General features: G+C 57.5%; 23 protein-coding genes and 4 pseudogenes. 15 read left to right on the top strand and 12 right to left on the bottom strand.

Translation table 11 applies throughout. The annotated features are described in order from the left end of the window. Nucleotides 1-216 precede the first annotated feature (216 nt). Nucleotides 217-1,125, top strand: coding sequence for a LysR family transcriptional regulator (locus tag M3I56_RS31285; protein WP_133189678.1), 909 nt, complete (start codon nucleotides 217-219; stop codon nucleotides 1,123-1,125). Nucleotides 1,126-1,133: 8 nt separating this feature from the next. On the opposite strand, the pseudogene M3I56_RS31280 reads toward M3I56_RS31285, so the two are convergent. From M3I56_RS31280 to M3I56_RS31265, 4 genes and pseudogenes are all read right to left on the bottom strand, one after another. Then, nucleotides 1,134-1,904, bottom strand: a pseudogene (locus M3I56_RS31280) (IS5 family transposase). 51 nt (nucleotides 1,905-1,955) lie between these two features. Continuing rightward, nucleotides 1,956-3,269 carry an acetyl-CoA carboxylase biotin carboxylase subunit family protein gene (locus M3I56_RS31275; RefSeq protein WP_254357233.1) on the bottom strand — a complete coding sequence of 438 codons (1,314 nt, stop codon included), beginning with the start codon at nucleotides 3,267-3,269 and terminating at the stop codon, nucleotides 1,956-1,958. Between the two features lie 14 nt (nucleotides 3,270-3,283). Beyond that, nucleotides 3,284-4,507 carry an ATP-grasp domain-containing protein gene (locus M3I56_RS31270; RefSeq protein ID WP_254357232.1) on the bottom strand — a complete coding sequence of 408 codons (1,224 nt, stop codon included), beginning with the start codon at nucleotides 4,505-4,507 and terminating at the stop codon, nucleotides 3,284-3,286. Continuing rightward, complete coding sequence (locus tag M3I56_RS31265) at nucleotides 4,504-5,217, bottom strand: hypothetical protein (protein ID WP_254357231.1); 714 nt, start codon at nucleotides 5,215-5,217, stop codon at nucleotides 4,504-4,506. Before M3I56_RS31265 ends, M3I56_RS31270 begins: the two co-directional genes overlap by 4 nt. A gap of 456 nt (nucleotides 5,218-5,673) precedes the next feature. On the opposite strand from M3I56_RS31265, the gene M3I56_RS31260 reads away from it, so the two are divergent. The 8 genes and pseudogenes from M3I56_RS31260 (at nucleotide 5,674) to M3I56_RS31225 (ending at nucleotide 13,442) form a co-directional block, all read left to right on the top strand. Then, entirely contained in the window at nucleotides 5,674-6,606 is a 933-nt protein-coding gene (locus M3I56_RS31260; RefSeq protein ID WP_133189672.1) for a LysR family transcriptional regulator, read from the top strand. 439 nt (nucleotides 6,607-7,045) lie between these two features. After that, nucleotides 7,046-8,692 (top strand): nif-specific transcriptional activator NifA, encoded by a 1,647-nt coding sequence (gene nifA, locus M3I56_RS31255; RefSeq protein WP_254344022.1) that lies wholly within the window; start codon nucleotides 7,046-7,048, stop codon nucleotides 8,690-8,692. A 229-nt stretch (nucleotides 8,693-8,921) separates the two neighbouring features. Continuing rightward, on the top strand, nucleotides 8,922-10,415 hold the full coding sequence (nifE, locus tag M3I56_RS31250; protein ID WP_254344020.1) for a nitrogenase iron-molybdenum cofactor biosynthesis protein NifE: 1,494 nt from the start codon (nucleotides 8,922-8,924) through the stop codon (nucleotides 10,413-10,415). 22 nt (nucleotides 10,416-10,437) lie between these two features. Beyond that, a complete protein-coding gene (nifN, locus tag M3I56_RS31245) occupies nucleotides 10,438-11,793 on the top strand; it encodes a nitrogenase iron-molybdenum cofactor biosynthesis protein NifN (protein WP_254357230.1) in 1,356 nt (451 codons plus the stop codon). A 55-nt stretch (nucleotides 11,794-11,848) separates the two neighbouring features. After that, nucleotides 11,849-12,262, top strand: a pseudogene (gene nifX / locus M3I56_RS31240) (nitrogen fixation protein NifX); the annotation flags it as partial. 75 nt (nucleotides 12,263-12,337) lie between these two features. Beyond that, complete coding sequence (locus M3I56_RS31235; RefSeq protein WP_254344035.1) at nucleotides 12,338-12,538, top strand: CCE_0567 family metalloprotein; 201 nt, start codon at nucleotides 12,338-12,340, stop codon at nucleotides 12,536-12,538. 15 nt (nucleotides 12,539-12,553) lie between these two features. Further along, a complete protein-coding gene (gene fdxB / locus M3I56_RS31230; RefSeq protein WP_254344017.1) occupies nucleotides 12,554-12,859 on the top strand; it encodes a ferredoxin III, nif-specific in 306 nt (101 codons plus the stop codon). Nucleotides 12,860-12,875: 16 nt separating this feature from the next. After that, the gene (locus M3I56_RS31225; RefSeq protein WP_254357229.1) at nucleotides 12,876-13,442 is read left to right on the top strand and encodes a nitrogen fixation protein NifQ; all 567 of its coding nucleotides are present in this window, start codon (nucleotides 12,876-12,878) and stop codon (nucleotides 13,440-13,442) included. A gap of 340 nt (nucleotides 13,443-13,782) precedes the next feature. Here the strand turns inward: M3I56_RS31225 and M3I56_RS31220 are convergent, their stop codons facing one another. Further along, nucleotides 13,783-13,971, bottom strand: coding sequence for a hypothetical protein (locus M3I56_RS31220; protein ID WP_254344037.1), 189 nt, complete (start codon nucleotides 13,969-13,971; stop codon nucleotides 13,783-13,785). Between the two features lie 551 nt (nucleotides 13,972-14,522). Between M3I56_RS31220 and M3I56_RS31215 the strand changes: the two are divergent. Next, nucleotides 14,523-14,740 (top strand): annotated as a pseudogene (locus tag M3I56_RS31215) (IS66 family transposase); the annotation flags it as partial. A gap of 112 nt (nucleotides 14,741-14,852) precedes the next feature. Here M3I56_RS31215 and M3I56_RS31210 read toward each other — a convergent pair. The 7 genes and pseudogenes from M3I56_RS31210 to nifV form a co-directional block, all read right to left on the bottom strand. Continuing rightward, nucleotides 14,853-15,338 (bottom strand): hypothetical protein, encoded by a 486-nt coding sequence (locus M3I56_RS31210; RefSeq protein ID WP_254316852.1) that lies wholly within the window; start codon nucleotides 15,336-15,338, stop codon nucleotides 14,853-14,855. A gap of 76 nt (nucleotides 15,339-15,414) precedes the next feature. After that, nucleotides 15,415-15,714, bottom strand: coding sequence for a ferredoxin family protein (locus tag M3I56_RS31205; RefSeq protein ID WP_254344013.1), 300 nt, complete (start codon nucleotides 15,712-15,714; stop codon nucleotides 15,415-15,417). After that, nucleotides 15,711-17,024 (bottom strand): FAD-dependent monooxygenase, encoded by a 1,314-nt coding sequence (locus M3I56_RS31200; protein ID WP_254344011.1) that lies wholly within the window; start codon nucleotides 17,022-17,024, stop codon nucleotides 15,711-15,713. The genes M3I56_RS31205 and M3I56_RS31200 overlap by 4 nt, the downstream gene beginning before the upstream one ends. Nucleotides 17,025-17,035: 11 nt before the next feature. Next, nucleotides 17,036-18,148, bottom strand: a complete 1,113-nt coding sequence (locus tag M3I56_RS31195) for an electron transfer flavoprotein subunit alpha/FixB family protein (protein ID WP_254344009.1) — start codon at nucleotides 18,146-18,148, stop codon at nucleotides 17,036-17,038. After that, the gene (locus tag M3I56_RS31190) at nucleotides 18,145-18,996 is read right to left on the bottom strand and encodes an electron transfer flavoprotein subunit beta/FixA family protein (protein WP_133189650.1); all 852 of its coding nucleotides are present in this window, start codon (nucleotides 18,994-18,996) and stop codon (nucleotides 18,145-18,147) included. The genes M3I56_RS31195 and M3I56_RS31190 overlap by 4 nt, the downstream gene beginning before the upstream one ends. 85 nt (nucleotides 18,997-19,081) lie before the next feature. Beyond that, nucleotides 19,082-19,306: pseudogene (locus tag M3I56_RS41750) on the bottom strand (nitrogenase-stabilizing/protective protein NifW); the annotation flags it as partial. A 68-nt stretch (nucleotides 19,307-19,374) separates the two neighbouring features. Next, nucleotides 19,375-20,511 (bottom strand): homocitrate synthase, encoded by a 1,137-nt coding sequence (gene nifV, locus M3I56_RS31185; RefSeq protein WP_254344005.1) that lies wholly within the window; start codon nucleotides 20,509-20,511, stop codon nucleotides 19,375-19,377. Between the two features lie 407 nt (nucleotides 20,512-20,918). On the opposite strand from nifV, the gene nifB reads away from it, so the two are divergent. From nifB to M3I56_RS31160, 5 genes are all read left to right on the top strand, one after another. Continuing rightward, a complete protein-coding gene (nifB, locus tag M3I56_RS31180) occupies nucleotides 20,919-22,520 on the top strand; it encodes a nitrogenase cofactor biosynthesis protein NifB (RefSeq protein WP_375541820.1) in 1,602 nt (533 codons plus the stop codon). A 67-nt stretch (nucleotides 22,521-22,587) separates the two neighbouring features. After that, complete coding sequence (locus M3I56_RS31175; protein WP_133189644.1) at nucleotides 22,588-22,782, top strand: 4Fe-4S binding protein; 195 nt, start codon at nucleotides 22,588-22,590, stop codon at nucleotides 22,780-22,782. A gap of 64 nt (nucleotides 22,783-22,846) precedes the next feature. Then, on the top strand, nucleotides 22,847-23,251 hold the full coding sequence (locus M3I56_RS31170; protein WP_254344002.1) for an iron-sulfur cluster assembly accessory protein: 405 nt from the start codon (nucleotides 22,847-22,849) through the stop codon (nucleotides 23,249-23,251). Further along, nucleotides 23,248-23,697, top strand: coding sequence for a nitrogen fixation protein NifZ (locus M3I56_RS31165; RefSeq protein ID WP_254344000.1), 450 nt, complete (start codon nucleotides 23,248-23,250; stop codon nucleotides 23,695-23,697). Before M3I56_RS31170 ends, M3I56_RS31165 begins: the two co-directional genes overlap by 4 nt. 32 nt (nucleotides 23,698-23,729) lie before the next feature. Then, on the top strand, nucleotides 23,730-24,053 hold a 324-nt coding region (locus tag M3I56_RS31160), incomplete at its 3' end, for a helix-turn-helix domain-containing protein (protein ID WP_254357248.1).

Below are 24,053 nucleotides of genomic sequence, written 5' to 3'. Positions count from 1 at the left end.
CGTCTGCCTTGGAACCAGCCACAGTCGCAATCGCGAAATGCCGCGTAGTAGCTCAATATCTGGGAGTGGATGTCGAGAGTTGTTCAGTACAACGACATTAATACTCATATCAATGACTTGCATGTCAAGCTGAATTGCCGTAACTTTGCGGTACCTCAGTTAATTTGTACAATCGATTCTGTCGATGTGCTTCATCCATAACGCGGATTATTAAAAATGCGCTTCAAAGGCCTCGATCTGAATCTTCTCGTCGCGTTGGACGCATTGATGGCGAAGCGTAACGTCACGCTTGCTGCACGCGATATCAATTTGAGTCAACCTGCCATGAGCGCTGCGGTGTCGCGGTTACGAGACTATTTTCGCGACGACCTCTTCGTGATGAGAGGCCGAGAGTTTGTGCCCACGTCACGAGCGATAGAGCTTGCCGGACCGGTGCGGGAGGCTCTATCGCATATCCAGCTTTCCATCATCTCGCGCGACGTTTTCCAGCCGGCCAAGTCGGATCGCCGGTTCAGGGTCTGCCTCTCTGATTTCATGACGCTCGTCTATTTCCAGAAGGTCATTAAGCGCGTTGCACGCGAGGCTCCCGCGGTCAGTTTCGAATTGATTTTCCCAGACGACGAGCCTGGGGATTTGCTGCGGCGTGGCGACGCCGATTTTTTGATTCTGCCCGATCTATTCCTGCCGGATACTCACCCGAAAGCGCCGCTCTTCGACGAGAAGCTCGTGTGTGTAGGCTGTCCCGCCAACAAGCAGTTGTCGGAGCAGCTTCCGCTTGACCGGTATATGTCCATGGGACACGTGACGGTGAGGTTCGGGCGGGCACGCAGGCCTACGATCGAAGAGTTTTTCCTACTAGATCTCGGTCTCAAACGGCGCGAAGAGGTCGTCGTCCCGACCTTTCACCTCATTCCGGCGGTGCTATCGGGTACCCGTCGCATTGCGACGATCCCATTAAGGCTTGCCAGGCATCTCGGGGAGGCCTCTCCTCTGCGGATCGCCGAAGTACCGCTCCCGCTATCCACTTTTACTGAGGCTATCCAATGGCCTGCGCTGCATAGCGGTGATCCTGCAAGTATCTGGATGCGAGAGCTATTGCTGGAGGAGGCGCAAAGTCTTGTTTAGAGGCGGTTTCATAAAGACTGTTGAGCCCGCTGAAGGATGTTCCAGCAGATCAGGCAACAGCCGAGTTTGAGAAACGTTTCATGAATGTCGGCGCGACGTTCGAAGCAAATACGTAGACGGCGGAAGTTGTGCAACCAGGCATGTGTACGTTCGACGACGGATCTTTCCACGGCCACTGCCGTGGGGGAGGCCGCGTCGCGCGATGCTGGTGGGAATGCTGCGCCCGTGAAGAATGCGTCGGTATTTGTCGTGGTCATAACCCCGGTCAGCGTAGGCGCGGCCGGGACGGCTCAAAGGCCTCCCACGCACGCCGCTAATCGGTACGATGGCCTCAATCAGCGGAACAAGTTGGGTGGCGTCGTTACGATTGGCGCCAGTCAGGATTGCCGCGATCGGTGTTCCGTGGGCGTCGGTGGCGAGGTGGTGCTTGGATCCTGATCGCGCTCGATCAGTGGGATTCGGGCCAGTTTTCGCCAGCCCCAACTGCGCGAATCGACGACGAGTCGACGACCACGCGCGAGAAATCGGTCTTGTCGACCGCCCTCAACTTCGCCAGGATGCGTAGCCTGCGCCAACAACTGACGCCGGAGCCGCCCCCCATCTCGGCTGGCAAATCTCGCAAGTGGATACCGGTCTTCAGCACGAACAAGATGCCGGTCAGCACAGCCCGATCCGGTACCGGTTTGCGGGCCCGGATGCTTGAAGCGCCGTGGCTTCGCTGGTGGTAGCAGTGGCTCGATCAGTGCCCACAGTTCGTCGTCGATGATTGGTTTGCCCATCTCCTCGATCCTGTTGATACGACGATCGAGGTCAACGGGTTACGTTACGAGTTAACAGCCCCTATGAACTCTTTTGAAACCGTCTCTTAGGGTGATGTCATGTGTACTGCTATTCGGCGAGCCCACGCTTTCGGCCAGCGTGTATCGGAAATCGCGCAACGTCGCGCGAATTGCCCTGTCGATTTCTTCCTCCGATGCGCCGCGATAGCGGAAGCGTGCGAGGATGTTGCTAGAGCGGCGGGAACCGTTGAATAAGTGACGTCTCACCGGGAAGATAGATTCGTAAAGCCCCGGGATAGCGTTCGGCAATTGTGCGTCGACGAATATCTTGCCGACGGGCTCTGGCAGCATCAAGAATCCACCGCGTGTGGGCGAGGTTGACGCGACTGACGCCGCCTGCGCCCGTGCGGCGAACCGCGCCTCGTCACCTGATTGGTGGGTGACCCAGAGGTCGAAGAGGTCGACGCCGTACAATTCATGGAAAAGAAAGGGGATTTCCCCGCTGCCGACACGGGCACCGACTTCCAGAAAATAGAATCCGTCGCAAGCTCCGATTATCTCGAGATGAAACGGTCCATTACTCAAGGCGAGCGCTTTCAGGCATGCCGTCGCAAATTCAAGCACAGCATCATTGAGCGGCCCCGGGTCGAGCATCACCGAGCCTAGGGGTTTTCCTTGTGCAAACTGAAGACGGGTGTTGATGTAGCGGGACGCGCGCGCAATTAACCATGTGTTGTCTCGCACGAAACCGTCAACGTGATAGACGGGCCCTTCGATGTACTCCTCGCACTCATACTCAACCAGCGGTAGTGTCGGCCACAACATATCCAAGCGCGTACGGGTGTCGATGAGCCGTACGTCTAGGCTTGCGGCTGCGGTACGTGGCTTTACAATGATCGGAAAGCGCATTACAGGGGACGAATTTGCTTTCGCAAAGGCCACATCTTCCAACGCTGCAACGCGTGGCACACGCAGGCCCGCGGCAGCAACGGTATGCTTCATAACGGCCTTGTCACGAAAGCGGACGACGGTATCGTGAAGGTCGCCAGGTATATTGAACGAATTGCGCAGTCGCGCGGCCTTCAGAAGGTCGAATTCGGACAATGCGATCAGCCTGTCGATGCCGCCGAGCGCCGCTTGACAGGAGGTCATCGCCTTATGCAGCGCGTCTTCATCGAGGATGTCGGATAGCTCTTCGACGTGCGCGGTTTGAGAGGTGTCGAGCGCAGCCGCGCCGTTCGGCGTGCAGATATAAGCGACGTTATTCGCCGCATGATCGATGTAGCGATGGTAAGCTGCAAAGCCGTCAGACCAGCGGTTAAGCACGACTATGCGGCTACGCGGGGCGGGGTTGTTGGTTGTCATGAAGGGCAAACCGTTCAGATATCTTTACAGGCCCGGCGGGATCCGAGCGTTCTCAGCGCTTCGGCAAGGCGCAAATCAAGGGTCGGGCGATCTGGCGCGATGAACAGCACATGGCCGACACGGCCGCTCATCGCCACTCGCAGTGGCACTGTGCCGCCGATATGAGAATGGACCTCCACCTCCTGGAAACCTGGTATGGCGCGAACGCGTTCGACGGCGGCCGCGTCGCCTACAGGTGTGAAGAACCGTACGCCGCTAACACACACGGCAGGTTTTGCATCGGCGTCGGGGGCTGGCTCGGGATCGCCGAGGTGGCTGCGTATCGCTATTTCCGGCAGAGAGATTGACCTGCTGAGTTCGATCAGCCGATAGATGCGATCACCTCCGAGGCAGGCCGCGATCTTGATCAGCACCGGACCGTCACGTGTTATGCGCACTTTGGCGTGGAAAACACCGACGGTCAGTCCAATCTGCGCCGCGGCGTGCTCGACGTAATTGACGAGCGCGGCTCCTTGGTCCGCGGTCAAAGAGGCTTCGACAAAGTGGCCCAATTTTGTGAAATTCTGCTCTGCGCCCAAGAGATTTTCGGTTACTGCGACGACGCGGGGTCCGTGCTGGCTGCCGACGTAGCCTTCGACGCAGTACTCTGGGCCTTCCAGATACTGTTCAAGGAGCAACACGTTGCCGGTCTTATGGTCGATATCGACAACGCCGTGATGCATTGCGCAATCGACCGCAAGTTGCAACTGGGAAAGAGAATTGACGTACGTCACATGCATGCCTCCGCCGCGGACAGGCTTGAGGACGGCTGGAAAACCTACGTGTAAAGCGGCTGTCATGACGTCGCGATGATGTGCGATGAGGGCGAACACAGGAACCGCCAGTGCGGCGGCGGCGAGATGCATGCGGCTGTAGTATTTATCGCGCGTGAGTGCTGCCGCTTCCGGCTGCAAATGTGGAAGACCGTGGAGCGCCGCTGATTCAGCTGCTACGCCTGTTGCGTATTCGCAACCGGGTACGATCGCATCGACGCCGATGGCGCATGCGGCGACCGCCACGGCGTTCGGCGAGGCAGTGTCTACCATCGTGTACGGCACCGTAGCGGCCTGCAGTTTGCGTGACAGGGGGGGCTCATCGCAGTTGGCCGAAAACACGTGGGTGGCCACGCCAAGGCGCACAGCTGAGGCGACAAGCGCGGTCCCGGACGAACGCGGCTCAATCACGATGATGGCGGTCATTTGAATGCTGCCTGTTCTGTGCCGGGTTCCGGCCGGGGTAGGGTCGCGACACGCAACTCTTCGAAATACTCGTGAATCATTCCGACAAAGTTGTTCAAATAGATCTCTGCTTTCCCCATTCCGCCCCAGCCGCCGATCGCGAGCTTCAGAGCGATCCATGTGGAGTCTTCCAGGCTGCGCGATTCGGCGTACTCAATGTGGCTGAGCGTACCTTTTACGTAGTCGTGCCCGAATGCGCGCGCGGCTGATTCCGCGATGACCTTGTTGTAGCGGCCCGAATACCATGCCTGCAACCAGCTCCAGAGCATCGTAGGGAGGGGGCCATCGCGGACGATGCTGAAGTAGAGATATCCGATTAGCTTGTCTGTACTATTGAATGGTCTAATGCTGTCCACGCTTGCTGCGGTCAGGCCGAACCGCTCGAGGTCATGCAGAAGATGGGATTCTTGCCCATATTCTTGTGCGAGGTGCTGCGCGAGCATCTGCGCGAGCGAGTTATCCTCGCGGCCGATTTTGTAAAGCGCGAACGCGCCTACTTCGTTGTTGAGCCGGATGCGTAACACGGTTTCGACGAGATGGCGGCGATAGTACTCACTGTCGATCCAGTCGCCGCGGTGGAACGCAACGGTTTCCGGCGAAATCGCGAGTATCTGGTCCATGGCGTGCTTGGCAAGCGCCTCGAAGCGAACCCGATCGTTGGGTGTATTCATGTGATCTCCAGATAAGATGAGAAGGAGCGAACGCGGCGCGCTGGGTTGCGGGTCGGCGGCGCATGAACCGGAGACACGAATTCTCGTCGCACGAAGCAATGCTGACTCCCTCGGATTGCGAAAGTCGCCACGCCTGGCCTCGAAGCTGCGCACCGGTCGTTGTGCGACGAGAAGGCGTTGAAGGCCGACCGCTCTCGGGTGGCCCCAAATTGGGTCGCTCTTTGCAGAGCGGTCTGCTTTGGCAAACGCCATCGCATCGAAATGATTTCTGTCAACCGAAAACTGGCCCAATCGTCTCCTTAAACACAGCGAATACTTTTTGCAACACGTATCTAGGCATCATTCTCATTCGTTTTTTGCTCACCCATGCTCTCTACGTGGGCGACGGAAGCATACTAACTGCAGCGGTATGCGTGGTATAAGCTGATAATGTTTATGTTTGAATGAGGGAAATTGATGATTCGCGATCTAGACAGCACGCTACTGCGTACGTTCGTGACGGTAGTGGAAGCCGGCAGTGTGAGCAATGCTGCCATGGAGCTACATCGTACACAGGCTGCCGTCAGCATGGCCCTTCGGCGGCTCGAAGACACAGTCGGCCAGCGCCTCCTTGAACGTTCCCCGCGCGGCGTGAAGCCGACCTCTGCGGGCAACGTTCTGTTGCCGTATGCACACAAGCTGCTCGAAATTGGCCTTGCGGCCCGTTCCGCCCTTACTTCGGGTGAAGTTGCGGGCACCGTGAAAATCGGAATTCCCGAGGACATCGCAATGAGTCACCTCCGCCATGCACTGCGGCAATTTTCGACATTGTTTCCTGATGTAGCCCTGGAGATCGTCGTTGATGCGAGTCCGGCCTTATCGCAGCGGCTCATGAGCAACACACTCGATTTCGCGATTGGTGATCCAGCTCTGATCCCCGCGGAACCGCTCGTCACCTGGCGACATCCCCTTCGCTGGGCGGTTGCGCGCACGCGCAACGATAATCTCGGAGACGGTCCGCTGCCGATTGTTGCATTCGGCGGTGCATGCCGGTGGCAGGAGAGCTATTTTGCCACGTTGCTTGAAGCAGGTATCGCTTGGCGCGTGGCCTGCAAAAGCACGAGCCTCTCTGCGGTTCAGTCAGCCGTTGAGGCTGGGCTCGGCGTTGCGCTGCTTCTGGACTGGCAGGTGCGCCGCGATACGATGCGTGCGATCGATCACCGTGCAGTGGGGTTGCCGCTGCCGCCGGTGGCGGAATTCGGTCTCTTTAGTCCTGGGCGCTTAGAAGACCGCTCGTCTGCGGCCAACGCACTTCAGCGTTTTCTTTTCCGTTCGCTGCAACTGAGTACTCTTGGAGACAGTGCACACGACGGAGCGTCAGCAGGCTTGCCACCGCGTGCTTCAAACTGATGAGCCTCTGAGACAAACGCGTCGAAGGGCCGAACTTCGGCGCGCCAAATGGAGGTGCAGACGATAACGTCCTGTTTTTTGAATCCAGCATTAACGCAAAGTGACGCGTATTCTCTAATTCACGCGCAGTCCTGCTATTTCCTCACAAATCAAGTACGCGACTCATACATTTAAACATAGACTGCCGCACAGATCTAAATTTGTCGCAAAACCTACGTTTTTTTTCGGTAGTATCCCATCTGCGCACAAAGATACCTCGTGTTCTTTGTCACATTTCTGACGCCGCGACTGCGATTGTGTCGTCTCTGTCTGCTTTTGTCGGATTTCGTGCCCGTTGCGGCAAGAATTCACCGTGGCTTGCGCAAATGTAGCGCCGCCATTCATTGTGTTGGGACCCGGGTCCCGCGGCGCTAACGTGCAATTTCCGGAGTTCAGATTTATGTCGCATCTCGATGTCAATGAGAGTCATCTCAATTTTGATGTGGTCTACGAAGTAGTAAAGACGTTGACCTCGTCACGAGATACCGAAAGGACGTTGGAGACATCTTTGCGTTACCTCTCATATGCGTGCGGATGGCGCTCCGCGTTTATTGCGGTCGCTGAGCCAGACGGCCATCTGGGCGGCCTGTGTGGCACGGGGTTGTCAGCGGGCTGGCGTGAACGTCTGCGTTTCCTGCCCAATGAGGGGGTATTGGGGCGAATACACACCAACGACTCGGCTGTGGTGGTGGCGAGACTGCGTGATGAACCACTCTTCGTGGACAGCATCGAGATGTTTGACGGATTGGAAGGTGAGCATGTGGCACTGCTCGGGGCGTCGATCAGGTATGAAGGGCGTCCGCTCGGCGTACTTGTTGCGTTCTGCGAGAATACGGACGGACAGCGCGTCTTTGCTAGCGACCTCCAACTCATGAAGGTCGTCGCGGCGTCGATGGGCCAGGCACTTCTGCTTGATGGTGCGTCGGGGCAGATGCACCAAACCGCGCGACAGGAGATGAGACGAGCGGTCTATGCTGACCAGACTTCGTATCGTATCGACAATGTGCTCGGAGAATCTGCCCCTATGCAACGCGTCTTTTCGCAGGTTCATCAAGTAGCGCCTACGCGGACGACGGTGCTTTTGCGCGGCGAGAGCGGAACTGGAAAGGAGCTGATCGCGCGCGCGATTTATGGGTTATCGCCCCGCAAGGACCAGCCGTTCATCTCAGTGAACTGTGCGGCGCTCACTGAAACACTGCTAGAAAGCGAATTGTTCGGCCATGAGAAGGGAGCGTTTACCGGTGCGCAATATCAACGCAAAGGGCGTTTTGAAGTGGCACACGGCGGGACACTTTTCCTCGACGAGATCGGCGACATTTCGCCTTCGTTCCAAGCCAAATTGTTGCGGGTTTTGCAGGAGCGAGAGTTCGAACGGGTGGGTGGCACCACCCTGGTAAGAGTCGACGTTAGGCTGATCGTCGCCACGAACCGCAACCTCGAACAAATGGTGAAGGCGGGGGAATTTCGTGCGGATCTCTACTACCGCATCAACGTCGTGAGTATCCTTTTGCCGCCGCTGCGCGAACGCCGTGAGGAAATTCCGGCAATGGCGCAGCACTTTCTGGACCGCTTTAACCGCGACAATCGTCGATCTTTGCATTTCAATGAACAAGCGTTTCGGGTTCTGTCCAGCTGCTACTGGCCTGGCAATGTGCGCGAGCTGGAAAATTGCGTTGAGCGTACCGCGACCATGGCGGATCACGACACGATAGATCGATTTTCCTTTCTGTGCGAGAGAGGCCGGTGCCTCACCAAAGAACTGCATTACATCGAACGAGAAGACGCTGTGCGTCCTGCCCGCACATTGGACGCTACAAACAGTGAAGTGCCGAATGCCCTGTCGAGCGTAAGTGCCGGTGATTGGAATGAGGGTAGCTTCGAGACGCGAAGCGGTAGCGACATGCCGGGGAGCGAGCGGGAACAGCTTGTGTGGGCAATGGAGCGCTGTGGATGGGTACAAGCGAAGGCCGCACGACTCCTACATATCACGCCGCGGCAGATCGGCTACGCACTGCGTAAACACGGGATCAAGCTGCGCCGCTTCTGACGGCCGCGGCGGTTGCGCGCATGCACTTGGAGAGACTGGGCGAGAAGACTACCGGCAGGCAGGCTCTTGCCTGTCGGATCACTGTAGTGATTGGTTGAACTTCTTCAACGCAGGTAACAAGAACGACAAATCTGGCTTCGGCATAGCGCCGCTATGACCGCTAACTTGGGCTGCGATGGTGGTACGCAATTTGCCTGCAGTCGTGGACTTCTATCGTCAGGACTCTACGATGTGGCTAAAGACGAGCGCTGTCGAGATCTTCAACGAACCGGGTTGCGCAAAGAACCTGGCGAAGAGCGAAAAGGAGCGCAAGCAAGGCTGTTCGAAGCAGGTTTCGCCGGGGGCGGCCGCCGGCGGATGCGCATTCGACGGCGCGCGGATCGCATTGCAGCCCGTGGTCGACGTTGCACACTTGGTGCACGGGCCTATTGCATGTGAAGGAAACTCTTGGGACAACCGCCATTCGGCATCGTCTGGGCCGACTCTCTACCGCACCGCGTTCACAACCGATATTAACGAACTCGATGTAATTTACGGTGGCGAGAGGCGGCTCTTCAGGAGTCTGCGTGAAATTTTCGAAAAGTACGATCCGCCCGCCGTGTTCGTCTATCAGACGTGCGTGACCGCATTGATCGGCGATGACATAGACGCCGTATGCAAGCACGCGTCGGAAAAGTTCGGTAAACCCATCATACCGGTGAATGCGCCCGGTTTCGCAGGATCCAAAAACTTCGGCAACAAGCTCGCAGGGGAGACGATCCTCGATTACGTCATCGGCACGTGCGAGCCGGCGTACAAGACACCATTCGATATCAATCTTATCGGTGAATATAACCTCTCGGGCGAGTTGTGGCAGATAAAGCCGTTGTTCGAGGCGCTCGGCATCCGGATTCTGTCCTGCATCTCGGGAGACGGCCGCTACAGCGAGATCGCGAGCGCACACTGCGCGAAGGTCAACATGGTGGTGTGCTCCAAGTCCATGCTCAACGTTGCGACAAAAATGCAGAAGCGCTACGGTATTCCATACATCGAGGGTTCATTCTATGGAATTGGCGACATGAGCGACGCGCTGCGCGGGGTCGCGAGGCTACTGGTGGAGCGGGGTGCGCCGGACGATCTTATCGTGCGCACCGAGCACCTTGTCAAGGCAGAAGAGGCGCGCGTATGGGGGCGCATTGCTCCGTACAGGCAGCGGCTCGATGGCAAACGTGTGCTGCTCATCACGGGGGGCGTGAAGTCATGGTCGGTGGTCGCGGCGCTGCAGGAGGCCGGGCTCGAGATCGTCGGCACGAGTGTGAAGAAAAGCACGGAGGGGGATAAGGAAAGAATCAAGGAGATCATGGGCGATGAGACGCGCATGGTCGACAATTTGACGGCGCTCGAGATGTACAACATGCTCCGGGATGCGAAGGCCGACATCATGCTGTCTGGCGGGCGCTCGCAGTTTGTCGCACTTAAGGCGCGCGTGCCGTGGCTCGACGTGAATCAGGAGCGACACCATCCATACGCTGGCTACGAGGGCATTGTTAAATTGGTGCAGGAGATCGACCGTGCAATCCAGAACCCAGTCTGGCAGCAGGTGCGTATTCCTGCGCCGTGGGACGACGAAGGGCTAGTGCATCGCGAGGGGATTCGTAAGTCTTCCGCGCACATCAATCCGATTCCGCGGGGCGCAGACGGTGAGGCCTACGATTGGAACTTCCGCGCGGCGGTATCGAGTTGAGTTTCAGAGTGGGGCACATATCATGGCGATAGTCGTCGAGTCTGGAAAAGCCTGTACCGTTAATCCCCTAAGAATGAGTCAACCGCTCGGCGCGACGTATGCAGCCATGGGTCTTGATGCATGCATGCCGGTAATGCACGGCTCGCAGGGCTGTACGTCCTTCGCGCTCGTACTACTGGTGCGCCATTTCAAAGAAGCCATTCCGCTGCAAACAACGGCGATGAGCGAGGTCACCACGATTCTCGGCGGATACGAGAACGTAGAGACAGCGCTGCTGAACATTCGCAAGCGCGCGGCGCCTAAGATCATTTTGCTCTGCACGACGGGCCTGACTGAGACGAACGGCGAAGATGTGGAGGGGCACCTTGCGATGGTGCGAAAACGCAAGCGCGAACTGGACGATACTGAACTCATCCTCGTATCGACACCGGACTATATTGGTGCCTTTGAGGACGGCTACAGGCGCGCTGTGACCGCGATCGTCGAGACACTGGTGAAGCCGTTGCCGACGGTGCCTCAGCAGATCAATCTGGTGCCGGGAAGTCATCTATCGCCTGGCGACATCGACGAGCTTCGCGAGATTATTTGCGCATTCGGACTGGACCCGATTGTGCTTCCAGATGTTTCCGGCTCCCTCGACGGCCACCTTGATTCTGCGTGGCGTGGCACGACGCTGGGCGGAACGACGATTGATCAGATCCGTGCCGCGGGGGCTTCGTCGTTCACAATTGGCGTGGGTGAGCAAACGCGCGACGCCGCCAAGACGCTCGAAGCAATTGCCGGCGTGCCGTTCGAGATCCTCGAGCGGCTTACGGGGCTGGAGCCGAACGACCGGTTCTTGCATCGCCTTGCACAACTTTCGGGGCGTGCAGTCCCGGCCCGGTATCGCCGGCAGCGCAGCCAGCTACTGGATGCGATGCTCGACAGCCATTTTTATACTGGCGGTCTCAAAGTGGCGATCGGTGCGGAGCCGGACCTGCTGCTTTCGATCGGTTCGCTGCTCCGTGAAATGGGTGCGGAACTATCTGTTTGCATCAGTACCACTGCTTCGGCATCGCATGCGCTGTTGCCGGCAAGCCAAGTCATATTGGGGGACCTGGAGGACATGGAACGAGGCGCGAATAATTGCGACCTGCTGATCACGCATTCGCACGGCAGGCAGATGGCCGGTCGCCTCGGAAAGCCGCTGATGCGCGCGGGCTTGCCGGTGTTTGACCGCGTCGGCAACGCCCATCGTTGCCAGATAGGTTATCGCGGCACAATGAATCTTATTTTCGAGATTGCCAATCTCATGGTCGAGAGGATCTCGCAATCTCATCCGGGCGACTGGAAACTGCCGCAATCATTGGGCGGTCTTGATGTTTCGGTTCCGGGTTAGGTTTAAGAGAAGGGTGTTACATGCCGTAACTTGAACTTTATGAGGAGACCAGCGCATGAAGATCGCATTTGCGACACAGGACAAAGTGCACGTCGACGCTCATTTTGGCTGGGCGAAAAGCATTGCGGTCTACGACGTGACGACGGAAGAGCATACACTTTTACAGATTTTTGATTTCGGCGACAAGCTGGTGCAGGACGGCGATGATGAGAAACTTGCGCCGAAGCTCGAAGTGATCCGCGACTGCGCGATCTTGTATGTCGCGGCCATAGGCGGTACTGCGGCTGCGCGCGTAGTAGCACTTAATGTCCATCCCGTGAAAGTGCCGCAGCCGTTGCCGATCGAAGAAATTCTAATCAAGCTGAGCAGGGTTCTGAAAGGCACGCCGCCTCCGTGGTTGCGCAAGAAGCTCACCAGGGAACGTGGCAGATCGTACGATTTTGCAGGGGACGATGAGTTGCCAACTGGCCAAAACCGATCTTCGAGTATGGCGGTTCATGTTGCCAGTGACGCCTGTAGTGCGTCGTCCGATAAGGAGGGCATGATGAGTAACGATTCGCGGGAACTTAAGACGCGCCTGAAAAGACTCAACTCGTTGGCCACGCAGGCGAAGATGGATCTGCACGATCTGTCAGAAGAACTTCCAACGGGTTGGGAGCAGATAATGGTAGTCGCGCAACGCTGTCACGACGCGCATGACGCGCTGATGCAGGCACGTCAGACCGCAGTTTCGGCTTCCGATTAAACTCCGGATCTCCAAATGAGCCATCTTTTTAGCGTGATACTCCCAAGCGGAGAGGTCTGGATACCTCGCTTTGTAGATTCACTCGATGAACAAAAATGCATCGGTTGCGGGCGATGTTTCCGGGTGTGTTCTCGCGGCGTACTTCAACTGTTAGGCATCGATGAAGCGGGGGATCATGTTCCACTGGATGACGATGAAGACGAGGACGAGCATGAAAAGAAAGTCATGACAATTGCGTATCGAGGTCTCTGCGTTGGCTGCACGGCATGTGCGAAGATATGCCCGAAAGGATGCTACACACATGCTGCGGCTCAAGTGTGAGCAAGCGAGGATTCCTATGGATTACTACGCGGCGTTAATGCGCTATGCGAGAAACCCGGACGACTTGACGGTGCTTGCGGTCGCCGGTGTGCTCGCAGCCGCGGTCGACGAAGGCGGTACGGAAAGATTGCCTATCCCCGGACTGGATGCCGAGGAGACACACTGGCTGCTTGCTCGCTGGTTCCCCGATGCTGAGAGTTCACTGGGCCTTTACTTTGGCGCGCCGGCTGCAGATTCACAACCAGGACCGTCTTATGACGACATCGATCTTGTAACGTTGTTAAAGACATACGCCAATCCGGTGGCAGGCACAACGACCGAGATCCATTGCATTTCTCACGCACTGGCCTGCGCTTGCGCAGGCAAAAAACATTTGTGGCAGGAGCTGCGCCTTTCTTCGCGCGGCGAATTGTCGGCGCTTATCGAGTACTGGTTTCCGTCGCTTGCTGAAAAGAACGTTCACGGCATGAAGTGGAAGAAGTTTCTCTACAAGGAACTTTGCAGGAGCGAGGCGTTGAACGTGTGCCGGGCCTCAAGCTGTGGGGAGTGTGCGGAATATTCTAGTTGCTTCGGGCCGGAATGATTTTGCGGATCAGTGGCGACTCGGATTAGTATAGATATATTTGATGCCTTCTTCTGACGGTTGCAGGATGAGTCACGTAATGTATGTGATGTGGTGCACAGTACGGCGAGTGATATGAATCCAAAACGATTAGGAATATTAACGTTAGTCGGCGGGGAACAGTTATGAAGAAGTTAAAGAGGGTGCTCTGTGGTGCTCTGATGGTCGCTGCGCTGGCGGCGGCGGCGGCGCTGGCTTCTGCTGCCTCGGAAAAGGAATGCGCGTGGCTAAACGCGGAGAGCCCTTTAGAGAGTTTTACCGTTTACTGGTGGCCCGGCGGGGGGTGCCCCTATGTGGTTCGTCAAGCGGTTGGGGCTGACTTGGGTTCGTAAAAGGTGCCGTCTCGCAGCATAGCGAACAGGACGTCGCAGCGGCGCCGTGCCAGTGCGATGGTGCCGTCAGGGTGCTCAATGACGGCGGTGACAACGTGCAGCATCTTATGGACATCGATGCCGGCAACGCGTCGGTAGAGTGGAGACAGTCCTTCCATGTCACTCTCCTGGGGCTAGAATGAAAGTGACGCACAGGGCATCGATGAACTGGAAAACGCCTCGGACTCAGTCAGTCCGGGTCTCTTTACCGTTTGTGCTGCGGCGACAAGCCGCGCAACTGTTGGGGGTGCGAACCAGTTCGGGTAGGCCTGGTTATACACGGGGTCGGGCCACCATTGAGATTGCGGTCTTTGGTGTGCTGTGCGCCACTGAGGATTCTGTGCCTTGCGGAGCTTTCATGCTTGGGGGCGATGCCGAATTAAATCATGAAAAGGTTATACAGAAGTGGCGCAGTAGCAGCCGTTTGTCCGAAAGCGCATTGAGCGATGCACCTGCGTGATGGGTGTTAACGGGCGGATTTTCGCGTTTCGCAATTTACTCTCGACTTTTCGAATGCAGATTCGTAATGAGCCGGGAGCGTGGGTGGACGAGGAATTTGAAACACTGGATCTGGGTGACCCGAGGCGGACTGGCGACAGCCGGTCGATGCGGCCAGACCCTGCAGCGCTTCGTGAACGTATGTGACAACGCACGCGCGTAAACTGCCTGCATGGCATCCAGCGACGCTACGCTTCCGGACGACATCGAGGCCGTGAAGGCTCTCGTGCTTGCACGTGAGGCGGCGTTACGTGAGCGCGAAGGTGATCTGCGGATCTGCGCGATACTGTGACGACGCTCCAGAAGTCGCTCTCGGACCGGGCGCTTGAAATCGAGCACCTGAAGCTGTGGATCGCGAAGCTTCAGCGCATGCAATTCGGGCGCAAGTCAATGTAGCTTGCCCGGCCGGATTGAGCAGGGGACGAGGATTCGTCGCCAGATTGCCGGCCTGATGTATTGGAGGGACTTCACGCGAGGTAGGCGGCTGGCCTGCCGGTAGGGCTTATCGGCGCCCGGACTGCGCGAGAAGGGCTTCCACCACGTTGAAGCCGACGCAGTCGGCCGGGTCCAGCCGGCGCAGCTTGGCAAGGAGCTTTAGGGCAACCGCGCGTTCGCGGCGGCGAACGCTGATAAAGGCCAGCGCCTTCAGCGTGAAGAGCCAAAAGCGTGCCGGTCCAGGAATCGTGAAATCTGTGTCGCCTGGCTGTACCGCACACCAGTCAATGTCAATTGACGCTTCCCGCGCTGCAGCTGTCAAAGCCTTGGTTGCAACTTCCTTCGCCTCGCCAAGCTCGCCCCGGTTCGCGTGAAACTTGTATAGCAGATAGTAGGGTGGCAGGCAGCGCGGGTGACAAATAACGGCGGTCCACAATGCAGCGGTAACATCGTCACAGCGGCCGCCACGTGTGTCCTCGATTAGGTGCAGTACGGAAGGAGGCACGGCGCCGCCAAACAGATCTGTCGACTCAATGCCAGTAAGGAGATTCATTGACTTGCTCCGAAACGATAAGGCTTCTGACCCTTCCTGTGATAGGCGGAAGCCGAAATGCCGAGGTCGTATTCGTCTATCCAAACTTGAACTGGATTCCGTGGCCACCCCTCGGGTACTCCCAAGAAAGGTTGTGGTGTTCCCTGCATAGAATGCGACAACTGCCGCACTCAAGGCAGCCGTCGGTAATTAGTGTCACGGCGCCGTTGTTCTCGTTCCGATAACAAGAAGCGGGGCAGACGAACGTACAGCTTTTTTCGCTACATTCATTAATGCAGGTCTCGGGATTTTTTATTTGGACGTGTGGTCGGCCGACGTCAACGCGGTAACGGTTTTGGAATAGCTTCTCGTCGATGTTCACAGTAAGTCTCGTCATCGGAAGGCCCTCCAGAGTTTGTACGCGTCGCCCACCAAGCCTGTTAGTGAGCGACTTTTGCGGAAACTCGCCATGACCTCACCCTTCTTGGTCTGCTTGTCCACGCCGTCGACCGTAATCATTGTCCGAGCCGCTTTGGCGACGAGATCAGGATATGTGGTGAAAAAATGCGGATTGCGATGCAAGATCTTCGGCATGTCTCGGTACTTGAACAGGTCCTTCATCACGAAACTCTTGTCGAGCGCGGCCTTGTACCCGGAGAGGGCGCAAGCCCGATAGCTGTGGCCTCCGCTGGCTTTTGCGGCTATCGCGGTCTCCGCGGCGAGACGTCCTGTCGTCATGGCAAGATTAGAACCTTCGCGATGTGCGGAATTGACGAAGCCACCGGAATCGCCGACGATCATCCAGCCATTGCCGTACACTTCCGGGATTGCATTGAAGCCCCCTTCGGGGATCAGATGCGCACAGTACTCCTTCATTTCACCGCCGGCGATGAGCGGGGCGATGGACGGATGACGCTTCATTTTTTCGAGCAACACATACGGGCTTGTACGGTTCGAGTTGTTTTTGAAGTCGCTCAGCATACAGCCGACGCCGATTGTCAGCGACTCCTTGTTAGTGTACAAGAAGCCGGTTCCAGCCATGCCGTCGGTGATTCGGCCGACCATCTCAATGACAACGCCCTCGTTATCGGCAACGTTAAAACGCTGGCAAATTATTTCCTCAGGCATAAAGAGAATCTCCTTCACAGCCAGCGCGACATTGCCCGCCTTGATTTCGCCGTGAAAGCCTGCCTTACGCGCCAATGTCGAATTGACGCCGTCCGCGAGGACCACGATGTCCGCATAGACTTCGCCGTGTTCGCGGTCGCATTGCACACCGACAACCTGGTCTCCGTCCACAATCAGGCGATTTACCGTGGTCTCGCAGATCAGCAAAGCGCCTGCTTCACGTACTTTCGATGAAAACCACTTGTCGAACTGTGCCCGTATGATCGTGTAGCGGTTATATGGGGGATTGTTGTAGTCTTCGCTGCGCGCGTGCGTGCCGACAAACGAGGTATCATCGAGCATCCACAGGCGCTGCTCGATGATGTGGCGCTCGAGAGGGGCATCGTCGCGGAAGTCTGGAATGATCTCTTCCAGTGCATTGGCGTAAAGAATCGCGCCCTGAACGTTTTTGCTTCCGGGATACTCGCCGCGTTCAATCTGAAGCACTTTCAGCCCGCCTTTCGCCATAACGTAGGCTGCGGCGTTGCCTGATGGTCCAGCTCCGACCACAATGGCATCGAATTTTGGGGAGGTTATCATGTTTGTTTTCCTTACGAGTCTAGCCGCTGCGGTGTCAGGTGCTGCTTAAAGGCCTGTGTTAGTTCTGGTAGTACGCGCATTGCGTCCCCCACAACCCCGTAGTGTGCGTAGTCAAAAATCGGGGCGTTTGGGTCGGTGTTGATTGCGACGATGACGTCAGAGCTTTCCATTCCGACCCGATGCTGGATCGCACCAGAGATTCCCGCGGCGAGATAAAGCTTGGGCCTGACAGTTTTGCCGGTTTGTCCGATCTGGCGTTCGGCTCGGACCCAACCCGCCTGAACGCATGGGCGGCTGGCGCCGACTTCGCCACCGAGCACCTGCGCCAGCTCGAATAGCAGCTTGAAGTTCTCGCGATTCTTGAGTCCCTTGCCGCCGCTCACGATCACGTCCGCGTAGGCGAGGTTGATTTGATCGCTCGTTTCGTCGGGGATGAAGTCAAGCAATTTAGTTACTATATTGGCCTCGATCATCCCGAGCGTTTCCTGCACGATCTCGCCACTGCGGCCTTGCTGCGCCGGCGGCATGGACATGACTCGTGGGCGCACAGTCGCCATCTGAGGGCGAGATTCGAGCGTCATGATCGTACATAGCAGAGAGCCGCCGAAGGTCGGCCGCGTCGCAGCTAGTGCACGCGAGGCGGGATCGATATTCAACTCGGTGCAGTCGGCTGTAAGGCCAGTCAGAAGCCGTGTTGCGACAGAGCCCGCGAGATCTCGGCCCATTGAAGTCGCACCGAGCAACAGTATCTCGGGGCAATACTTGCTAACCAGATCTGACAGGCCTTTCGTGAACGGTTCATTGCGATAACCGCGCAACACCGGATCGTGGATGACATACGCTTTGTCCGCGCCCAGGGTGAACGCCTCAGCGGCAAACTGCTCGAGTGGCTCTTCAGTACCGCCGAGTACCGCTACAGCGACGTTGCTGCCTAGTTTGTCGGCGAGCTTGCGAGCCTCACCGATCAGTTCCCACGATACGCTGTGCGCTCGGCCACGGTCGTGCTCGATGAAGACCCACACGCCCCGATAGTCTTTCATACGGTCGGGAAGTTCCACGTTGCAGCCGTTAGCCTGTGCGATCGGCGCACCCGGTTTTTTTTTCCAAGCAACAAGCGAATTCATGCATTCCTCTCCGTGAGCCGCAGGTCCGCCTCCAGCGTCGGATGGCGAGTGAAGATCTTATGCACGAGTTGAGCCGCCGCGTCGTGGAGACTCGACTCGTCGAATTCGATCATCTCGGCATCTTCTTCACGCGGCGTTGCGCCGAACACCTTACGTACGACGGTATGTGAACCCTTCAGCCCGATCTTGCTGACGTCATCGATCCCGGCCTGCTCGCGGTTCCACTTGCGTACGGGGAAGCGAGCGGCATGGATTACTCTGGGCAGTGTTGCGAAACGCAGATCGTTCGTGTTTTCAAGCATCGTAACAAGGCACGGCAACGCAGTCTCGAGTACCTGAACGCCCCCTTCAGCACGGCGTTCGACCATGATCGTGCGTCTGACGAGGTCGATCTCGAGGATTCTCGACACGTAGGTAAGCAGTTGGATGCCCATGCGCGTCGCGATGCCCGGGCCGACCTGGGCTGTATCACCGTCGATCGTTTGTTTGCCCGTAAAGATCATATCCACTGAGCGTTCACTCGCGATCTGGCGTGTCGCGGCGGCCAACGCATAAGAAGTGGCGAGCGTGTCGGCGCCGGCGAACGACCGGTCGGTGATGAGCACGGCGTCGTCTGCACCGTAGCTGATGCATCTACGCAGTGCGTCCTCGGCCTGTGGTGGTCCCATAGAAAGTATCGTGACCCATGCGCCGAAGCGGTCTTTTAGCCGCAACGCTTCTTCTAGCGAGAAGAGATCGTAAGGGTTGACGATTGCCGGCACGCCTTGCCGCATGATGGTGTTGGTCACAGGGTGAACCCGAATCTGAGCAGAATCCGGTACTTGCTTGATGCAAACGACAATATGCATTGAGGCTCTCCTGATCAGAGGCCGCTGCGTGCCGACAGCAACGCGCACAGGCTTTTGAGGAAGACGACATGCCGGTCTGCGGCCTTCTAACGACTTTAAACACTCGTTGTTCAGGGGGCCTGGATACAACGAAGTCGTCGCAGGCCTTCCGCAGCAAGCCGTGATAGGTAAGCCGTCGCGGGGGCGGCGTGTCGTTCTGATATTTGATGTACCGAAGGAAGCGTTTCATGATGTGCAGGCGGTTCAACTTCACTATTCTTTCGTCGAGGGCGATGCAAAAGACTCGGAAATCCTCCATAGATGAAAGTGGACGAAGTTTCGAATAAGCTCTTCCATGGGTTTGCTCCTCCTAAGTCCGTTTTTCGCTATGAGCAGCCTTCAGGACGCTCTGACTAGCGTGCTCCGTGACTCACTTAAAAAGCGGCGGAGATCGATTGCGCTAGGCGGCTGCTTATGTTGCGTGGCGAAGGCGCGGATGCGCGGTAGCAGTAGCGGCACAAGCCGCTCCGATACCTTCAGGCCCAAAGCGTCATATGCGTCACGCACGCCTTGAGACCCAGAATGTTCGCCGAGCACCGTAGACCGTTGCCGGCCCACCTCTGCGGGATCGAATCCTGCGTAGGTTGCGACGTGTTTGGAAAGGCCGTCCGTGTGAATTCCCGCTTCGTGAGTAAAAACGCCTCTACCGACGATGCTTTTTCCAAAGGAGACGGCTCGGCCCGACGCATGTTCGACCAGCGACGAAATAGCGGGCAGCGCTTGAGTGTCGACCCCCGTATCTCGTCGCAGAAGATGACGTGCTCCCATCACGACTTCCTCTAGCGCCGCGTTGCCGGCTCGCTCGCCAAGACCGTTGACTGTGGTGCTGGCATGTGTTGCGCCTGCCGCAAGGGCCGCTAACGTGTTGGCTGTGGCCAGCCCGAGATCGTCGTGCGCATGGATTTCGATCTCGAGGTCCACGGCAACGCGCAGCGCCGCAATCGCATGGTATGTCTCAAACGGATCCAGCACGCCAACCGTGTCTGCGAAACGCAAGCGCTGAACCCCGTGCTGCTGTGCGCATTGAGCCACTTCGATGACAAATGAAGGATCCGCGCGCGAGGCGTCTTCCATGCCGAGAGAAATCGTTGCGCGACTTCCGATTGCTATGTTGACAACTCGCGCAATTTGACTCAGAACCCACGTACGCGACTGCTGCAGCTTGTGGCGCAGATGAATATCCGAAACAGGGATGGAGAGGTGAACGATGTCGGCATTGCAACGCAATGCCGCCGCGAGGTCGCCTTCGGTGAGGCGTCCCCAAACGATTATACGGGAGTCGAGATTTAACCCGGCAATTTCCGCTATGCACGCCATTTCCTCGTCGCCCATTGCGGGAACCCCGACTTCGAGTTCCGGCACGCCGGCCTGAGACAGGGCGCTCGCGATCGCGCATTTTTCCTCGACGCGAAATGCAACACCTGCAGTCTGCTCACCATCGCGGAGCGTCGTATCATTAATAATTGGAACATGCATGTCAAGTCTCCCGAGAGATGTCGATAGCGCTGCAAACATCGTGCCAATGGGATGCTACGGCCGGAGTGCGGTTCTGTTTGACCCTGAAATGCGTCATGTCGGGAATCTGAGTACGTGGTGTGATAAGTCGCGTCGGGAATGTCCCATTCCCAACAGTGTCGCGCTTGAACCTGGCCGATCGGGTTATCGGCGCACGCAGAAGCGGTTGCTTTTATCGCGAGTAATTCAAATGAATAAGAACTGAGACACAGCGCCAGCGCAGCTGGACTACCCATGTGTCATGGCGACGGAGCACGGCGATGCTCTCGGCTTCAAGTATCGTCCGCTCGCACATCGTGCGTTTTCGCGTTGGCATGGATTTCGCTGTGAGCGATGGCACGCACACTGTTCATTGCGGAGAGATATCCATGCACGATTGCGCAAATGCCGGCGCTCTGATCTTGGCCGACGGCGCCAGAGTCACACACATCATGCCATCGGTGTCGGCCGCGGATCCAATTGCCCGATACGGCCGCTCTGATTCAAATGGCGCACCAGGCGGGTCAAGTTGCTGTTCGACCGACGCACCAAAAAACATCAGTGTGGAGGTGTGGGAAAAGGTTAGAGATCACCCGTGTTATTCGGAAGAAGCGCATCGCCATTATGCGCGCATGCATGTCGCAGTGGCGCCCGCCTGCAATATCCAATGCAACTACTGCAACCGAAAGTATGATTGTTCGAACGAGTCGCGGCCTGGTGTGGTATCAGAGAAGCTCACGCCGGATCAGGCCGTGAAAAAGGTGATGACCGTCGCCTCGAGGATTCCGCAATTGACTGTCGTCGGGATCGCGGGCCCGGGGGATGCACTGGCCAATCCGAACAAAACGTTCGACACCTTTCGTATGCTTCGCGAACTCACGCCGGACATTAAGCTATGTCTTTCGACGAACGGGCTTTCGCTGCCTGACTATGTCAACGAAATTTGCGATTACGGCATTGATCACGTGACGATCACTATCAACATGGTCGACCCTGTCATCGGCGAAAAGATCTATCCGTGGATCTTTTGGGATCACAGAAGAGTCACGGGTGAAGAGGCCGCGCGAATTCTGCACGAGCGTCAGATGCTAGGGCTCGACATGTTGAGCGCGCGTGGCGTACTTACGAAGATCAACTCGGTACTCATCCCTGGCATCAACGACGAGCACCTGGTCGAAGTGAATCATGAAGTAAAGAGGCGGGGGGCATTTTTGCACAACATCATGCCGCTGATCTCGGATCCTATGCACGGCACGTATTTCGGTGGCCGTGGCCAGCGCGAGCCTACCGCTGGCGAGTTGAAGGCCGTGCAGGACGCCTGCATGGGCGGCGCGGCCCTAATGCGCCATTGCCGGCAATGTCGTGCAGATGCCGTAGGCCTTCTGGGCGAAGACCGCCATCACGAGTTTTCGCTCGCAAGCATCGAACACCTGGACGCCGTGGACACGCTTGAGCTTGGCCGTACACGTCGACACCGCGTCGACGCCGAATGCGATGGAGAGTGCAAGATGAAACATAAGACACGAGGCTTGTCAGGAGCGACCCGGGTGCTAGGCGATGTCGAGGTGCGGATTGCCGTTGCGACGAAGGGAGGCGGGCTCGTCAACGCACATTTCGGCCATGTTTCCGAGTTCCAGATTTTCCAAGTCAGCGCCGCTGGAGCCCTGTTTGTCGCGCACCGCCGCGTGGGCGCTTATTGCCGCGGCGGCGATGGCGCTGAGGATGACTTGGTGCCGATCATACACGCGATCAACGATTGCCATGCTGTGCTGGTTGCAAAGATTGGCTTGTGTCCACGGAAGTCGCTATTAGAAGCGGGAATCGAACCCGTGGATATGTACGCCCACGAACCAATCGAAAAAGCCGCGCTTGCATGGCTCACCGACTATTGTGGCCGTCTCGCGACTGGCGAAATTGACCACACGGGCCGCGGCGACACGGCAATACCACAGATCGGATTGACTAGGGTGGGCGAAGATGCCCCTGTTTGAGCGGCAGGTAGCGTAGTCGTCACGACGTGCTCGATTACACAGGAAATCATCACAAGGAGTGCCTGGTATGGCCCTAAAGATCATTGCCTCCGCCTGCACTGGCTGCTCGGCGTGCGAGCCGCAATGCCCAAACGTCGCCATCATCGAGAAAGGCGGCGTCTTCGCAATCGATCCGCGGAAATGTACCGTGTGCGAAGGGCAATTCGAAAGTCCGCAATGCGTGGCAGCGTGCCCTGTGGACGGGTGCATCGTGCCGGCCTAGCGCTGCGGCTCCGCTGCTTTGCGCAGTGTTCCCGACGATTATTCAATTCGACGATTTCTAAATCATGTTGCCAAATTTTGCAGTGACACCTGCCGCCGAAAAGTTCCTGCACCGTATCGTGCGCTTTTCCGGGCTGCCATCCGGTGCGGGCGTCCGTATTTGTGTGAGTACCGGCGGTTGCTCCGGATACGAAGCCGAACTTAGCGCCGCCGACGATGCGCAGCCCGGTGATGAGACTACGGAGATCAATGGACTGCGGATTTTCTTGTCGGCAGAAAGTCGGCTGTTGCTCGACGGCTTTACCGTCGACTTCGTCGAAACACAAGACAGGTGTGGTCTTGCATTCAACAACGGCAATCAAGCATTTGGCGTCGCCGCGCGCGATGGCGCAGGCAAGTCGAGCGTCTCTCGCATCGACGCGAGTGCGATCGGGCGCGGACTTAACTCATTGCCGCGGGAGGTGTCATGAAGCGTGCATCCCTGTATTTAAATGAGCTGGGCGTGAGGGACGTTGAGAGCGACGATGCAGTCGAACTCGCTTTTCCACCGCGGTTCGCCGTTGGCGAGCGAGTGATTTCACGCGCCGTGATTCGTAACGACGGTACATACAACGGTAAGGCTATGGGGGAACTGCTCGTGAGCCAAGGCGATGCCGGTTATGTCAGCGCAATCGGCACGTTTCTGCAGCGGTTCTACGTCTATGCGGTTCACTTTTTCGAAGGAGACCGCCGTGTCGGAATGCGCGCGAAGGAGCTCTGCACGCTCGACCGCCTGCCGCAGGACGTGCTCGCACAACTGGGGAGGCGCGCCGACGCGCTTCGCTGGATCGGTTCGTGGCACGCCGATATGGAGAAGGAGAACTGCGTGCAGATGCCGACGCTAAGCGCCGTGCGTACTAGTCCATTGCGTCATTGAATTGGCAACCCATCTGTGCTCAGATATCGGTCATGGGAAAAATGAATCTGACGGATACCGAACGCGAACAACTTCTGTCTGCTGCGCGCAGCCGGACGGTACGCGCGGCGGACGTGCGACGCGCAAAGTTGATCCTGATGCTCGAGGACGGCGAATCGCGCGACAGCATCATGCGCATACTTTGCTGTGACTCGCGCTTCATCTCGCGCTGGTCGGGGCGCTTCCTCAGCGAGCGGTTGGCCGGCATGTACGCCCGGCATCCCGGGCGCGCGCCCACGCAGCCGCCGGCCAGACTGGAAGCGCGGGTGCTCAACCGTACCCTCAAGCACAAACCCGCCGACGGCTCGACACACTGG

Source organism: Paraburkholderia sp. CNPSo 3281, assembly GCF_024206515.1.
Lineage (GTDB): Bacteria > Pseudomonadota > Gammaproteobacteria > Burkholderiales > Burkholderiaceae > Paraburkholderia > Paraburkholderia nodosa.
The sequence above is the reverse complement of the archived record's forward strand: the minus strand, read 5'-3'. Positions and strand labels throughout refer to the sequence as shown.